At 56.9% G+C, this 13,035-nt stretch carries 16 protein-coding genes and 1 pseudogene; 5 read left to right on the top strand and 12 right to left on the bottom strand.

What is annotated here, in order from left to right; genetic code table 11:
* Positions 1 to 4: 4 nt before the first annotated feature.
* Positions 5 to 364, bottom strand: a complete 360-nt coding sequence (locus AC4PR2_RS16285) for a winged helix-turn-helix transcriptional regulator (RefSeq protein ID WP_142109910.1) — start codon at positions 362 to 364, stop codon at positions 5 to 7.
* Positions 365 to 468: 104 nt separating this feature from the next.
* Here AC4PR2_RS16285 and AC4PR2_RS16290 point away from each other — a divergent pair, with 104 nt between their 5' ends.
* Positions 469 to 1,023, top strand: a complete 555-nt coding sequence (locus tag AC4PR2_RS16290; protein ID WP_049199666.1) for an NAD(P)H-dependent oxidoreductase — start codon at positions 469 to 471, stop codon at positions 1,021 to 1,023.
* Positions 1,024 to 1,060: 37 nt separating this feature from the next.
* Here the strand turns inward: AC4PR2_RS16290 and AC4PR2_RS16295 are convergent, their stop codons facing one another.
* Positions 1,061 to 1,837, bottom strand: a complete 777-nt coding sequence (locus AC4PR2_RS16295; protein WP_033653144.1) for an NAD(P)H-dependent oxidoreductase — start codon at positions 1,835 to 1,837, stop codon at positions 1,061 to 1,063.
* Positions 1,838 to 1,921: 84 nt separating this feature from the next.
* Here AC4PR2_RS16295 and AC4PR2_RS16300 point away from each other — a divergent pair, with 84 nt between their 5' ends.
* Positions 1,922 to 2,815, top strand: coding sequence for a LysR family transcriptional regulator (locus AC4PR2_RS16300; protein ID WP_337046693.1), 894 nt, complete (start codon positions 1,922 to 1,924; stop codon positions 2,813 to 2,815).
* A 13-nt stretch (positions 2,816 to 2,828) separates the two neighbouring features.
* Here the strand turns inward: AC4PR2_RS16300 and AC4PR2_RS16305 are convergent, their stop codons facing one another.
* The 4 genes from AC4PR2_RS16305 to AC4PR2_RS16320 form a co-directional block, all read right to left on the bottom strand.
* A complete protein-coding gene (locus AC4PR2_RS16305) occupies positions 2,829 to 3,308 on the bottom strand; it encodes a GNAT family N-acetyltransferase (RefSeq protein ID WP_197803305.1) in 480 nt (159 codons plus the stop codon).
* 110 nt (positions 3,309 to 3,418) lie between these two features.
* Positions 3,419 to 3,580: a hypothetical protein gene (locus AC4PR2_RS16310; RefSeq protein ID WP_197803303.1), complete on the bottom strand. Its 162-nt coding sequence runs from the start codon at positions 3,578 to 3,580 to the stop codon at positions 3,419 to 3,421.
* 141 nt (positions 3,581 to 3,721) lie between these two features.
* Positions 3,722 to 5,788 carry a TonB-dependent copper receptor gene (locus AC4PR2_RS16315; protein ID WP_089185981.1) on the bottom strand — a complete coding sequence of 689 codons (2,067 nt, stop codon included), beginning with the start codon at positions 5,786 to 5,788 and terminating at the stop codon, positions 3,722 to 3,724.
* A 225-nt stretch (positions 5,789 to 6,013) separates the two neighbouring features.
* Positions 6,014 to 6,415, bottom strand: coding sequence for a DUF2946 domain-containing protein (locus tag AC4PR2_RS16320; protein ID WP_072265387.1), 402 nt, complete (start codon positions 6,413 to 6,415; stop codon positions 6,014 to 6,016).
* 230 nt (positions 6,416 to 6,645) lie between these two features.
* Here AC4PR2_RS16320 and AC4PR2_RS16325 point away from each other — a divergent pair, with 230 nt between their 5' ends.
* Entirely contained in the window at positions 6,646 to 7,254 is a 609-nt protein-coding gene (locus tag AC4PR2_RS16325; RefSeq protein ID WP_197803300.1) for a class I SAM-dependent DNA methyltransferase, read from the top strand.
* Between the two features lie 40 nt (positions 7,255 to 7,294).
* Here AC4PR2_RS16325 and AC4PR2_RS16330 read toward each other — a convergent pair whose 3' ends face one another.
* Positions 7,295 to 8,596, bottom strand: coding sequence for a PQQ-dependent sugar dehydrogenase (locus AC4PR2_RS16330; protein WP_308344414.1), 1,302 nt, complete (start codon positions 8,594 to 8,596; stop codon positions 7,295 to 7,297).
* Between the two features lie 10 nt (positions 8,597 to 8,606).
* Positions 8,607 to 9,032, bottom strand: a complete 426-nt coding sequence (locus AC4PR2_RS16335; RefSeq protein ID WP_492175287.1) for a DUF2231 domain-containing protein — start codon at positions 9,030 to 9,032, stop codon at positions 8,607 to 8,609.
* Positions 9,033 to 9,199: 167 nt separating this feature from the next.
* On the opposite strand from AC4PR2_RS16335, the gene AC4PR2_RS16340 reads away from it, so the two are divergent.
* Positions 9,200 to 9,658 (top strand): YbaK/EbsC family protein, encoded by a 459-nt coding sequence (locus tag AC4PR2_RS16340; protein WP_102984672.1) that lies wholly within the window; start codon positions 9,200 to 9,202, stop codon positions 9,656 to 9,658.
* A gap of 85 nt (positions 9,659 to 9,743) precedes the next feature.
* Here AC4PR2_RS16340 and AC4PR2_RS16345 read toward each other — a convergent pair whose 3' ends face one another.
* Positions 9,744 to 10,121 carry a VOC family protein gene (locus tag AC4PR2_RS16345; protein ID WP_060418875.1) on the bottom strand — a complete coding sequence of 126 codons (378 nt, stop codon included), beginning with the start codon at positions 10,119 to 10,121 and terminating at the stop codon, positions 9,744 to 9,746.
* Positions 10,122 to 10,547: 426 nt separating this feature from the next.
* Here AC4PR2_RS16345 and AC4PR2_RS16350 point away from each other — a divergent pair, with 426 nt between their 5' ends.
* Positions 10,548 to 10,748, top strand: coding sequence for a hypothetical protein (locus AC4PR2_RS16350; RefSeq protein WP_087762811.1), 201 nt, complete (start codon positions 10,548 to 10,550; stop codon positions 10,746 to 10,748).
* A 244-nt stretch (positions 10,749 to 10,992) separates the two neighbouring features.
* On the opposite strand, the gene bla is transcribed toward AC4PR2_RS16350, so the two are convergent.
* The 3 genes and pseudogenes from bla to AC4PR2_RS16365 all read right to left on the bottom strand — a co-directional run bounded on the left by bla (position 10,993) and on the right by AC4PR2_RS16365 (position 13,029).
* Positions 10,993 to 11,850 (bottom strand): class A beta-lactamase, encoded by an 858-nt coding sequence (bla, locus tag AC4PR2_RS16355; RefSeq protein WP_070914323.1) that lies wholly within the window; start codon positions 11,848 to 11,850, stop codon positions 10,993 to 10,995.
* Between the two features lie 201 nt (positions 11,851 to 12,051).
* Positions 12,052 to 12,431, bottom strand: a pseudogene (locus AC4PR2_RS16360) (nuclear transport factor 2 family protein).
* An 85-nt stretch (positions 12,432 to 12,516) separates the two neighbouring features.
* On the bottom strand, positions 12,517 to 13,029 hold the full coding sequence (locus tag AC4PR2_RS16365; protein WP_492175299.1) for a hypothetical protein: 513 nt from the start codon (positions 13,027 to 13,029) through the stop codon (positions 12,517 to 12,519).
* Between the last annotated feature and the right edge of the window lie 6 nt (positions 13,030 to 13,035).

A 13,035-nucleotide genomic window follows, 5' to 3' on the forward strand; every position in this document is an offset into this window, starting at 1 on the left:
CCCCTCACGGCACCGGCTGTTCCGGCCGGTGCTGCTCCCCCCAGTTGCACATCATGTCGATCACCGGGATCAGCGAACGCCCGCGCTCGGACAGACTGTACTCCACCTTGGGCGGGATCTGCGGATACTCCTTTCTCACCACCAGGCGATCTTTTTCCAGCTCTTTGAGCGTCGAACTCAGCGTTTTGTACGAAATGGTGCCGACGCAGCGCTGCAGCTCGTTGAACCGCAATACCGGCTTATACAACGCCAGCCAGTAGAGAATAATCATTTTATATTTGCCGTTGATCACCGACAGCGTATAGCCATAGCCGGTGTCTTCGAGGCTGATGCCCGTTGGGCTGCAGTGGGATTCAGCGGTCATTAGGTACTTTCTCCAGGGTAAGTATGTGTCGCGAGTGTGCGTATTTTACATTGTTCCAGCATAACCTATGATGCGCCGATAGACACCTGACTGGAGAAATCGATATGAAAACCTTGGTGGTGGTGACCCATCCCGATATGGCGAACTCGGTGGTCAACAAACGCTGGTTGGAGGAGCTGCGGCGCTATCCGGAGCGGTATACCGTGCACGAACTGCATCAGGCCTATCCGGATTGGCAGATCGACGTCGCCCAAGAGCAGCGGCTGATTGAAGCCCATGACAACATCGTACTGCAGTTCCCGATTTTCTGGTTCAGCAGCCCGCCGCTGCTGAAAAAATGGCTGGACGACGTGCTCACCTACGGCTGGGCCTACGGTTCCCGCAGCGGCTACAAGATGCAAAACAAGAAGCTGGCGTTGGCGGTCACGGCGGGGGTGCGTGCAGAGGATTATGCGCGCGACGGGCGCTATCGTTATTCGCTGGAGGAAATCTTCCGGCCGTTTGAAGTCACCGCCGGCTACGTGCGGGCCGACTATGCCTCGTTCTTCGCCTTTTACGGCAAGGAGGCCGCGTCGGACGGGACGGTGGAGCCGCTGCAATCCCACGAATTGGATCGCAGCGCGCAAGGCTACCAGGCATTTCTCGCCGCCCTGAATTAACGCCGCGCCCCGGATGCGCCCGGGCGTGCGCATCCGGCTACTCGATGTGAACGCCGAAACCGTCTTGCCCCGGCGCGAGATGCGCTTTCAGCGTCAGCTGCGGGATCAGATAGTCACCGGCGTTCTGCCGCCGAAAGCGGATTGGCTCGGCGTTCCACAGATTATCCAGCCGCTGCCCGAGCTGCTCGCACAGGGCGGCAAAGCGTGCTTCATCGGTTTTGCCGGCGCGGTAGGTGACGAACGGCGGCAGCACCTCGAACCCTGGGTAGTGCAGCATGCCGTGCTGGATCGGGAACAGGATATCGTCGATCGGCCCGTTGATGCCACGCGGGGCGTAATGAGACTCCCAGCCGCCGGCGGTGACGATCAGCATCGCCCGTTTGCCCGCCAGCGTCCCCTCGCCGTAACGGTCGCCCCAATGAGTGTCGGAATGCTCACCCACGCCGTAGGCAAAACCATAGGCATATACACGCTCTACCCAGCCTTTGAGGATCGCCGGCATCGAGAACCACCACAGCGGAAACTGCAGCAGCACCGCGTCCGCCCAGCGCAATTTTTGCTGCTCCCGTTCGATATCGGCGCTCTGCATGCCGTTGGCGAACGCGCGCTGCGAATCCAGCGAAGGATCGAAACGAGCCGTTGCCGGGCCTTCCAGACTGTCGTCAGCGTCGAGCGCCGCTTTCCACTTCATGGCGTACAGGTCGGACACCTGTACCTGATGGCCGGCCTGCGTCAGGCGTTCAACGGCGAAGTTTTTCAGTGAGCCGGTCAGCGACAGCGGCTCCGGGTGGGCGTAAACAATCAGCACATTCATAACAGCTCTCCTTGGTGTGAGAGCTGCAGGTTAGGGTGTTAGTCAGTATATTAGAAATGAATTACCGTTATCCCAGGTATAACTATGAATAATTTAAGGCGGCTGGATCTCAACCTGCTGGTGACGCTCGACGCGCTGCTGGCGGAGCACAACGTCACGCGCGCGGCACAGCGGCTCAATTTCTCCCAGCCGGCGGTCAGCGTGCATCTCGCCAAACTGCGGGCGATCTTTGACGATCCGCTGCTGTTGCCCGGCCCGCGTGGCATGCGTCCGACCGCCAGAGCGGAACAGCTGCGGGAACCGTTACGTCAGGCATTGGCGGCGCTCGAGTTGGCGGTGACGCCGGCGACGCCGTTCGATCCCGCCGTGGCGACCGATACCTGGCGCGTGGCTGCCTTTGACTACGGAGAATCCACCATCGTGCTGCCGGCGCTGAACGGTTTACGCACGGCGGCGCCCGGCACCCGGCTGGCGGTGTTGGAGATCGCCCCGGCGCGCCTCGCCAAACGGATGGAGCAAGGGGAAATCGACCTGGCATTTCATACCCGAGAAGGTGCGCCATCCGGCCTGCGGCAGCGCACGCTGTTTAGCGAACACTATGTGCTGGTGGGCAGAATCGGCCACCCCAAGCTGCATGCCAGGCTGACGCCGGCGCAATTTTGCCAATTGGAACAGGTGATGGTCTCGCCGGACGGCGGCGGGTTCTATGGTATGACCGACAGGGCGTTGGCGGACGTGGGGCTGACGCGGCGGGTGGTGCTTTCCGTGCCACATTTTCTGTTCGTTATCTCGGTGCTGACGCAGTCCGATTTGGTGGCGATGCTGCCTGAGCGGCTGGTGCGCAATCAGCCTTTATTACAACGGCTCGAGCCGCCGCTGGCGGTGCCGGGCTTTGAAATGACCATGCTGTGGCACGAACGATCGCACCGGGATCCCGCTCACCGGTGGCTGCGCGAACATATCGTGCGTTCAGTGTGAGCGGGTTGGCGGGTTAAAGGGAGAAGCGTTTTTTGATTCTGTCGATCGGCGTGCCATCGCTGAGCGGCACCTGCGGCAAACGGTCGTAATCGCGAAAGCCCATTTTGTGATAGTAGGCGAGGCCACCGACGTTATCCGCCCGAATGGTGGCGTTGATGTGCTTGAAACCGTGCGACTTCGCCGCCGCTAATGTGGCAAGGAACAACGCACTGCCGACGCCGCGCACCTTCGGCGACAGGCGGGAAAAGGTGGCAATATCTGCGGTATCGGGCGGCAGAACATCATCTGCGCTCAGCGCCTGGAAGCCCACCAACAGCCCATCCACCTCCGCGACCTGGCAGCTCAGCGCATTGCTGCCGCTGATGAACCATTCGCTGAATTCGGCGGGGGTAAGGGGTGTTTCTATCGCCGTCGTGCCGCCGGCGGCGATCACGTCATTCAATAACTGCGTCAGGGCTTCAGCGTCTTGCGGGGTTACCGTTCTGATCTTCATTGCGTTGCTATCTCCTATGATGAATCGGCTGGAACCATCGAAAGAAGATAGACGCAGGCGTCCGATAATGAAATATCGGAACGTGCCGGACCAAAAGACAGTGAGGGGAATTACATGAACAGGAAGCGGTCGGCCAGCGGAACCCCACGTTCGAGACGCGGCGGCAACGCGTCGTCGCGATCGTCAGGCTGAGCAGCCTGCGGCGCGGCGTCTTCGGCTTTTTCAATCACCAGCTCGCCGAGCAGGGCCAGAAAACGAGTGAGCTTTTGCATATTCCCTCCGGATCCTTGATTACATTGCGAGTGATACTAATCGCCGCTCAACCGAATGGGAAAAACTTAAAACTCATATCCTAAGAACCGGATCGCATATCGCCTGACCGGGCGACGGTTGCCCATCGCCCGGTGTACGGTTTAGAAGGTGACGTTAACCTTGGCCCACAGGGTGCGACCTGGTTCATTCACCGCGCTGTTGGCCGAATACCCGAAGGCGCTGTTGCCCGCCAGGTTGAGGTGTTCGCTGTAGGTCTTGTTCAGGATGTTATCCAAACCGGCGCTCAGCTTGACGTTTTTATTCACCTTGTAGGCGGCGTTGGCGGAAAGCACGCCGAAGCCGGCGCTTTCGGCAAAGTCTTTGCCTACCACGTTGCCTTCGTTGATCGCCACGCGGTGTTGGCTGCTGACCAAACGCCACAGGCCGGTGCCGCTCCAGTCGCCGTACTCATAGGTGAGCCCCAGACGCGCCTCCAGCGGCGGGATCTGCGGCAGCGGCCGGCCGTCGCTGGTGTTTTTGCCCCAGGAGTAGGCCAGGCTGGCGTCGGTTTTCCAGTGCTCGCTCAGCTGGTAACCCATGCCCATTTCGCCGCCCATGATGTTGGCGTTGACGTTATCGGCCTGGCTGAGACGCGCGTTGTGCGGATCGTATTTGAACAGGATGAAGTCATCGACGCGGCCCACGTAAGCGGAAACCCAGCCGTTGAAGCGTTTGCCGTTGTACTGCGCGCCGATGTCGAGCTGCGTGGTTTTTTCGCTCTTGACGCTGGAGAACGGATCCTTGCTGCCGTTCGGGCCGAGCTTCGGCGAGAACAGCTCCCAATAATCCGGGAAGCGCTCGGTATAACCGACGCCGGCATACAGCATCAGCGGCAGGTCGGCCAACGTATGCTCAAGACGCATAAAGCCGCTCGGCAGGGTATCCGAACGCTCCCCGTCGCTGCCGCTGCGGAAATTCTCCACCAGGGTGCGGTCAAGACGCGCGCCGCCGATCAGTTTATCCTGTTCGCTGGTGGACCAGGTCAGTTCACTGAAGGCGCCGTAGCTGTTGAACTGGGCGTCTTTTTCCCAGCTGCCGCGGCTCATGCTGCGATGGGTGTTGGTTTGGGTGTCCAGGCCGCTTTCAAGCTTCACGTCCTGCCACTGCCAGGTGCCCATCACGCGGCCGCCGACGGTGCGGCGATCGAGCTGCATCGTCATGCCGGAGGACATCATGTGCCCGCCGTGGCCGCCCATGCTCATAGCGCCATGGCCCCCGTGGCCACCCATGCCGCCGCTGCCCGGCGAGCGCAGGGTAACGTTGTCCATCACGTGGTTGGCGTAGTTGTAGTAGACCTGCGCTTCCAGCTTATCCAGCACCTCACCGATGTTGGATTTTTCCACCCGCATGCCCAGGCTTTCGCGCTTGAACTGCGAACCGTCCATGCTGCGGCCGGCATAGCGCGCTTCGCCGTTGCCGCGCCCCATAGTCACTTCCAGCAGCGTGTCGTTGTCCGGCGTCCAGCCGAGCGCCAGATCGCCATTCCACTTGTCCCAGCGTGACGGCACGCGCGTATTGGTTCCGTCCTGATAGTCGTTGGAGCGGGATTTGTTGGCCATCACCCGCAGGTAGCCTTGTTCGGCACCGAGGCTGGCGTCGATATTCTCGTCCCAGCGGCCGTTGGAGCCGGTCAGTACGCTGGCGCTGCCCTTGATGCCCGGCTTGTCGAAGCGCGGGCGTTCACGCTCGAAACGCACCGTGCCCGCCGACGATCCCGGCCCCCACAGCACCGTCTGCGGCCCCTTGGTGATGGTCAACAGATCGAAGCTTTCCGGCGAGATGTAAGAGGTCGGCGCATCCATCCGCGATGGGCAGGCGCCCAGCATTTCCGAACCGTCGGTGAGGATCTTCAACCGCGAACCGAACATGCCGCGGAACACCGGATCGCCGTTGGTGCCGCCGTTGCGGATTTGCGAAAAGCCGGGGATGGTTTTCAGGTAGTCCGAACCGTCGCTGGCCGGCACCGGCTGGCGCGGGGTTTTCGGCGAGGTGACAATGGTGAGCGGGGAGTAGAGCGGCGCGGTGACGGTGATCACGTCGCCATCATTAACCTGTGCGTCGGTAGGGTGCTGATGCGCCTGCGCCGCGTGGCCGGCCAGCAGGAACAGCGGCATGGCGGTGGTGATGGCGCGGGTAACGGCGTTCTTTTTATAAGTCGGTTTAAACATCATCTTTCCTTAAGCTAACTCTTTTCCGTTCTTGGCCGTGGGATTATTCAGGCGTGGGGCGGCCTGGCGAAAATCACCATCGGAAAATACGGGGGTTAATTCCATCAACGTGGAAATAACCGGATTAATAATGTCGTCTCGATAATTAACCGTTGGGCGAATTAATTCCGCCGGGTTGAAGCGATCAACGGCAATACAGAGAGCGGCAATGGGTTTATTGTTAAATCAGAGGAAAGAGACGGGGGGCGCGCGCGGCTGTAATTCGGTGTGAACGACGTGGGCAAACAGGGGAACGAGATAGTGAATCGGCGGCGGGCGCGAAGCCAGCAACTGGGACCAGAACAGCGGGGCGTGGCTCACGTCCAGCAGCGGCGCGTGCAGCAACAGCACGCAGTAGCCGCAGGCGCTGTCGTCCATCATCATCGCCATGTTGTGATGGCCGCCGCCGTGCTGCATCAGCGGCTGTGAGGCTTTTTCAGGCTCAGGCGGCGGCGAGTGCATCCCGTGATGCATCGGCATCTCCATGCCGCAATCCGCCATGACGGTCGTTCCAGCACTTCCGGCGCGTACATGCTCCAGGGATCGCGAGACCACCGGCGCAATGAACAACATCAGAATGGCAAACATCCCTAACCAGGCGGCGGCCCGATGTCGCGATGCAGAGCGCTGAATTAACGACACAATCAACCTAAAAAAAGGGTTAACACAGGGTAGGGAATTGTACTGGTTTATGTCGAAATGTTAAAACCTTTTATTTCTGGTCAACGGTCTGTTGATGAATATATTATCGAATAAGCGCTTTAATTCTGACCAAAGGCTATTTTTTTGGCACCAATAACGTGATGGGGACAATATTAATGACGGAAAAACTGGCGAGCACCATTATCCCACTTTATGACGAACATGCCGCCGCCTGGGAACGCCTCAGACCCTCCACGCTGTTTGAACGGCCGTGGCTCGATCGCTTTTTGCAGCTCACCCCGGCCAATGCGCGGCTGCTGGATCTCGGCTGCGGCAATGGCGCGCCGATCGCCGCCTATTTTATCGAACAGGGGTATCGGGTCACCGGCGTCGATGGTGCTCAGGCGATGATCGCGCGCTGCCGGCAGCGTTTTCCTCAGCAGGAGTGGCGACAAATGGATATGCGCCAGCTGGATTTGGCGACGAAGTTCGACGGCCTGCTGGCCTGGGACAGCTTCTTTCATCTGGCGCGCGACGATCAGCGCCGCATGTTTCCGCTGTTCAGACGGCATGCCGGGCCGCATGCCGCACTGATGTTCACCAGCGGCCCTGCCGACGGCGTGGCGATCGGCAGCTTCGAAGGCCAGCCGCTGTTTCACGCCAGCCTGGCGCCGGAGGAGTACAGACGTTTATTGCAGGAGAACGGCTTCCGCGTGGTCGACCATGTGGTGGAAGATCCCGCCTGCGGGGGAAGAACGGTCTGGTTGGCGCAGGGTGTTGAGTGACAATGTCACGGGCAGATCCCCCAGGACCTGCCCGTAAACGTTATTGAGCGCTGACGCGCCAAACGGTGTTGCCCACGTCATCCGCAATCAGCAGGGCGCCGGCCTTGTCGACCGTTAATCCTACCGGTGCGCCATAGAGTTCCTTCTCGTCGTCGGAGACAAAGCCGGTGACCACCGCTTTGAGTTTGCCGACCGGTTTGCCTTGCTCAAACGCCACGTAGCTGACCCGGTAGCCGTTCAGCGGCGAGCGATCCCAGCTGCCGTGCTCACTGACAAAGGCGCCGCCGCGATACTCGGCCGGCAGTGCGTTCGCGGTATAGAACAGCAGCCCCAGCGGCGCGACGTGCGAGCTGAGGGCGTAGTCCGGCTTGATGGCTTTCGCCACCCGATCCGGCCGCGCCGGCTGCACCCGCCGATCGACGTGCTGGCCGAAATAGCTGTAAGGCCAGCCGTAGAAGCCGCCGTCCTGCACCGAGGTCAGGTAGTCCGGCACCAGATCGGCGCCGATCTCGTCACGCTCGTTGACGATCGCCCACAGCTTGCCGCTGTGCGGTTCCCACTGCAGCCCGGTTGGGTTGCGCAGGCCGCTGGCGAAGACACGGCTGGCGCCAGAGGCGGTGTCCACTTCCAGCACGGCGGCGCGCCGGTACTCTACGGCCAGGCCGTTTTCGGTGATGTTGCTGTTGGAACCGACGCCGACATACAGCTTTTTACCGTCCGGGCTGGCCAGCAGGGCCTTGGTCCAGTGGTGGTTGATGGTGTCCGGCAGATCGGCCAGCTCTTTACCCGCATCGCTGATGCGCGTTTCGCCCGGCTGATAGGTGTACTGCATGATGTTGCCGGTGTTGGCCACGTACAGGGTGTTGCCAATCAGCTGGACGCCGAATGGGGAATCGAGCCCCTCGAGGAAAACATGCTTTTCCCAGCGGCCGTCGGCGGTTGGGCGCAGCAGGGTGATGCGGTTACCGCCTTTGCCCCCTTTACCGGACTGGCCTTTCACCAGCCCGGCGATCAGCTGCTTGGGCGTGCTCACCGCCTCCGTGCCCGGCCCGTTGGCTTCCACCACCAGGACATCGCCGTTGGGCAGGGTAAGCAGCTGGCGCGGATGCAGCAAACCGTCCGCCACCTTATCGATTTTCAAACCCTCGGCCACTTTCGGCATCTGGTTTTGCTGCCAGCCGACGCCCTTTGGCACCTGCATCGGCGGCATCAGGAAGTTTTGCGCCGCCGGCAACACCGGATCCGGCCCCATTTGTTGTTCTGGCGAAATGACGGCGCTGTTATCGCAGCCGGCCAGCGCCAGCACGGCCGAAAGCGCAATCGCGGTGGATGATAGCTTCATGAAAACCTCCTTATTTTGCGCGGGCGCCCACGGCCAGCAGAATGTTGGCGAGGCTCAGCAGCGCGACCACGATCGCAGACAGCACCAGGCCTTGCGGCACCACGGCATACGCATCCCGGCTATGCACGAAAGCGTTAATGATGGCGAGAACGATGGCGATCAGATTCAGCCAGAAATGGAGCTTGACCGGTGAGCCCTGCAGCCGGCCGCTGCCGAACCACACCTGAACCAGGTTAATCAGCCGGGGAATAATGGCAAAAACCAGGCCGATGGCGATCAGCCAGCTGGCACCATTGACCCACTGAATATTCGCCGTGCAGGCATAGATGATGTCGAAAATCAGCGCCGCGGTGAAAAATCCGTAGGGGAGCGCATTGAGCCATTCATAGACGGCCACCGCGGCCGCTGAAGGCCTTGCTGTGGTTTGCGTTGTCATGCAGGTATCTCCATGAAAAATGATAGGTAAAAAGGCGTAGGCCCCTTAAAGCTTTGTTCAGATTCACCGATTTGAACAATTTTGATTCTCATTTTTAGCATGCGATGTTAAAACCAGAACCCTCACTGCGGCATTATCAATGGCTTAGCAACATCGGGAGGAAGGACATGAGTATAGAGCGCGTTCAGCGATTTCTGGCCGAGCACGCCCCGGAAACGGCGGTGACGGTGCTGACAAAGAATACCGCCACGGTGGCGCTGGCGGCGGAAGCCTTTGGCGTGGAGAGCGGGCAGATCGCCAAGACGCTGTCATTTCGCGTGAACGACGGCGTGGTGCTGTTGGTGATGGCGGGAACCGCCAGAATCGACAACAAGAAGTACAAACAATTCTTCGGCGTAAAGGCGCGCATGCTGCCGGCGAAGGAGGTGGAGGCGCTGACCGGCTATCCGCCCGGCGGCGTTTGCCCCTTTGCCGCACCGGCAGCGGTGAGAATTTACTGCGATCGCAGCCTGTGCAGCTACGGTGAAGTGCTTCCGGCAGGTGGCAGCGATAACTCAGGCGTGAGAATTGCGCCACAACGCCTGGCCAGCATCACCGGAGCAGAGTGGATTGACGTGACGGGGTAACGTTAAGTGACGGCGTCACAATTGCATTATGTTAAATTCGATGTGTTACCTCGTGATTAATATACTGTTTTAACTGGAAAAATCACTAGCTCATCGGGTTATGGCAAACCGCTTCGATATTGTGGCCATCCGGGGCGATCACAAATGCCGCATAGTAGTGGGCATGGTAATTGGGCCGCAAACCGGGTGCGCCATTGTCTATGCCGCCGGCATTTAGCGCAGCGTGGTAGAACGCATCGACCTGTTCACGGCTGCTTGCGGCAAATGCCAGGTGCAGGTGTGCCGGCTTTTCATCGGTTTGAAACAGGCACAATGACACGTTACCCCGATCGGGACATAGTTCGACGCCATAGCCGGGCTCGCCTTCGGCAACGATCTTTACGCCCAGCGGCGCCAGCGCATTGAGGAAAAACGCTTTGCTAAGGGCAAAGTCGCTGACGCCAAATTTCACATGGTCAAACATGGAGAGGCTCCTGGAGCATGGAAGAATATTCCCATTCAGTATAGCCAACGCCGTGGTGGGCGCCGAAAGCGATACAAACGCACGCCAATGCGTATTTAGCATACAAATAGTGCCCGTTTAAGTAACGCGTTTGGGAGAAATCTGCAGTATCTTAGCCGCCACGTTTTATCAGATTTCACGTAGCGCGATCAAAAAAGCAGGGGATTTCTGGCCAATATCGGCAGGTATGCGCCTTAGAAAATCATGTCCGGTCATCATTACTGAAACGGGAAATGGCGCACGCAGCATCACGGTCGAGGGCTATGAGACGCAGTGGCTGGAACGTTATCAAGATGAAGCGTTGAAACTACGCGAGATGTAGGCTGGCGTATTAACGGCAATTCATCATATCGGTAGTACAGCAGTGCCAAACCAACGATTGATATCTTGCTGGAGATTGAAAGCCTGGCGGCGTTGGATGGTGTGAATGACAAGATGCATGATATGAGATCTACGCCGCGTGGCGAGAACAGCATTACTGGCAGGCGTTCAGAGATTTTCTGCGCAAGCATCATGGTATTGCTGAGCAACACAAACACCAGGCAGCAGAAGACCGTCGGCAAAACCCGGCGGCTTATGGCCGGTTGAAAAACGAATTAGTTCAGCGGCATGAGTAGCCGGCGCCGGCATGGTTGGCCGCAGGAGAAAGCCCATGAATCAGGCCTGGACGGCAGAATCCACATATCACCACCAAGGTGCGCATAATGTATATTATGTTAAATTGAACGTGATGAATGCTAACCGCCATGGCGTGGAGCTTTCCTGAGTACGTAACTCTCTGCTGCTTATCGGGGCTCTTCCATAGAACCCCTAACCTCTTACTACTATCCTCTTAGTGGCTAAGGTATTCGTCAAATATATGCGAACCTAAAGTACGGATCACCGCTGAGCGTTCATCCAAAGAGGTATCCGCTTTTCTCACATAGATGCTGATGAATACAGGATCATGATTATTTGACCAGACCATCGACGTTATCCCTCTGACACCATAATCACTTGCACCTGACCTATCGGCGATTTTCCATCCTTTAGGAAGAGACGCTCTAAGCATATTATCAGCGACTTTGTTATTGACCATCCATTCTTTCAATTGCGCTTTTGATGCATCGCTGAGAACTTCGCCGGTCAAAATTTTCTTGATACTCTTGCTCATCGCATCAGGAGTCGTTGTATCTCGCAAATCATCCACGGGATTGACCGTCAATTCTGGCTCATATCGGTCAGAGCGAGTAACCGTATCTCCTATAGATCTCATAAATTCGGTCAGAGCTTCTGGTCCTCCACCCGAAAAAATAGCAAAATTAGCTGCTGTATTATCACTGTATTCATTGGCCGCTTTACAGGCTTGCTCAAGCGTAAATGGCTTGTTCATATAATCTTTAGCAACGGGTGAATAGGTCACAATATTTTTTTCAGTCACTACCATAGAATGATTTAATGAAAGCTTCTTTGCATCAACCTTTGCCAGGACATTGGCACAAGCAATTGATTTAACTGTGCTATCTAAAGGAAAGCGTTGGTTTCCATTTATAGAAATCGTTTTATCATCTGAAGATAGAATTGACAACCCTACCTTCCAGCCCTCTTTTTCGTACTGTTTAACTTGATCTTGTAAAGTCAAAGCAAAAGCAGAGGGTGCCATAGGCATGCTTAATACCAATGTGGCAAATATTGTAAGTCGCAATTTCATAGCAAACCTTTTATAGTCAATGTTTATATAATGAAATTATTCCAGCATAAATATAAGGTTTAATTTATGCAGGGTTTTGTTTTTCCTCATGATTATATTTTATTTTTTATGGTTAACAAATGATGATAATTTTTAGTAGCCTATAGAAAAACTTATAGCGTGAGTTAAATGACTCCATTCGATCAGCTTTTTAAACTCTGCTCAATCCTCTGCCGGCGTACCTTGATGAAAGCGCATCTGCCAACCCGCCTTTTCCGTCAGCAGCCAGATCGATGAGCGTTCAGTGCAACGAACGGCGCGGCCCTGCGCATCACGCTGAAAACTTTTGTACGTCAGCAACACGGCGCCTTCACTGATTTTCGCCAGCTTAAAACCTTCGGCGAAAATTGGCGGATAATCCGTTTCCATCTCCAGCGCCGCAACGGTTTGGCATTTGTCATAACGTAGGCCTGAACGACCAATCTCTTCAAAGTCTTCATGCAACAATGCCGGACATGTTTCGGATCGCAGCGCGTTGTTGGCTGGTGCAGTTCAACCTCAAGCGCCTGAATTTGGCTAAGCCACTGTGCAAAATGGGTCAAAATACCCTCCTTTTTGATCGCGCTACGTGAAATCTGGCAAACTTCGGCAGTCAATCTACATCTGAATGACACTCGTGAAACCTGACTATTCCCAGGATTCCTTCTCATAGGGTTTTTGCCAGTTTTTTTCCGTGACGGGCACCAGTTCCCCGTTGAACGTATAGGTACAACAGCGGCATCTCACCGGCACATCTTCTGCGGTGAATGCCGGGTTCACTTTCTGCAGTATCCCGTGCTCATCTATGCATAGCCCGCTGTAATAGCTCGACTCACCACAGCAGACATAGCTCTGCCAGTTTTTACGGTGCAGCGCCACCAGGTAAAAAATAGGTGCTTCTTTATCCAACCGACTAACCGCTTCGCTGTGCACTTCACTCCAGGGTTGGCCCACTGTACTGAGCAAAAATTGAAATAGCGGCGTGTAATCCATGCCATGTTGTATCCGCCCATGCATGCTTTCACGCAGCGGCAACTGCTCATCATCCAGCTGTTTGCTATGCCGTTCCCAGCGGTACTCACCACCGCTGGCTATGGGGCCTCTGGATGTCACGCTTTCTCTTCTATAGAGTTTTTTCTTTCTATCTCGATGTGCTCTCATCAAGCC

The organism is Serratia sp. A07 (assembly GCF_058725505.1).

Coding starts and splice junctions, on each gene's coding strand:
- AC4PR2_RS16315 (WP_089185981.1), bottom strand. CDS start 5,788: ATGTTTAAACCGACTTATAAAAAGAACGCCGTTACCCGCGCCATCACC.
- AC4PR2_RS16365 (WP_492175299.1), bottom strand. CDS start 13,029: ATGAGAGCACATCGAGATAGAAAGAAAAAACTCTATAGAAGAGAAAGC.
- bla (WP_070914323.1), bottom strand. CDS start 11,850: ATGAAATTGCGACTTACAATATTTGCCACATTGGTATTAAGCATGCCT.
- AC4PR2_RS16290 (WP_049199666.1), top strand. CDS start 469: ATGAAAACCTTGGTGGTGGTGACCCATCCCGATATGGCGAACTCGGTG.
- AC4PR2_RS16340 (WP_102984672.1), top strand. CDS start 9,200: ATGAGTATAGAGCGCGTTCAGCGATTTCTGGCCGAGCACGCCCCGGAA.
- AC4PR2_RS16330 (WP_308344414.1), bottom strand. CDS start 8,596: ATGAAGCTATCATCCACCGCGATTGCGCTTTCGGCCGTGCTGGCGCTG.
- AC4PR2_RS16325 (WP_197803300.1), top strand. CDS start 6,646: ATGACGGAAAAACTGGCGAGCACCATTATCCCACTTTATGACGAACAT.
- AC4PR2_RS16320 (WP_072265387.1), bottom strand. CDS start 6,415: ATGTTTGCCATTCTGATGTTGTTCATTGCGCCGGTGGTCTCGCGATCC.
- AC4PR2_RS16285 (WP_142109910.1), bottom strand. CDS start 364: ATGACCGCTGAATCCCACTGCAGCCCAACGGGCATCAGCCTCGAAGAC.
- AC4PR2_RS16295 (WP_033653144.1), bottom strand. CDS start 1,837: ATGAATGTGCTGATTGTTTACGCCCACCCGGAGCCGCTGTCGCTGACC.
- AC4PR2_RS16345 (WP_060418875.1), bottom strand. CDS start 10,121: ATGTTTGACCATGTGAAATTTGGCGTCAGCGACTTTGCCCTTAGCAAA.
- AC4PR2_RS16335 (WP_492175287.1), bottom strand. CDS start 9,032: ATGACAACGCAAACCACAGCAAGGCCTTCAGCGGCCGCGGTGGCCGTC.
- AC4PR2_RS16305 (WP_197803305.1), bottom strand. CDS start 3,308: ATGAAGATCAGAACGGTAACCCCGCAAGACGCTGAAGCCCTGACGCAG.
- AC4PR2_RS16310 (WP_197803303.1), bottom strand. CDS start 3,580: ATGCAAAAGCTCACTCGTTTTCTGGCCCTGCTCGGCGAGCTGGTGATT.
- AC4PR2_RS16300 (WP_337046693.1), top strand. CDS start 1,922: ATGAATAATTTAAGGCGGCTGGATCTCAACCTGCTGGTGACGCTCGAC.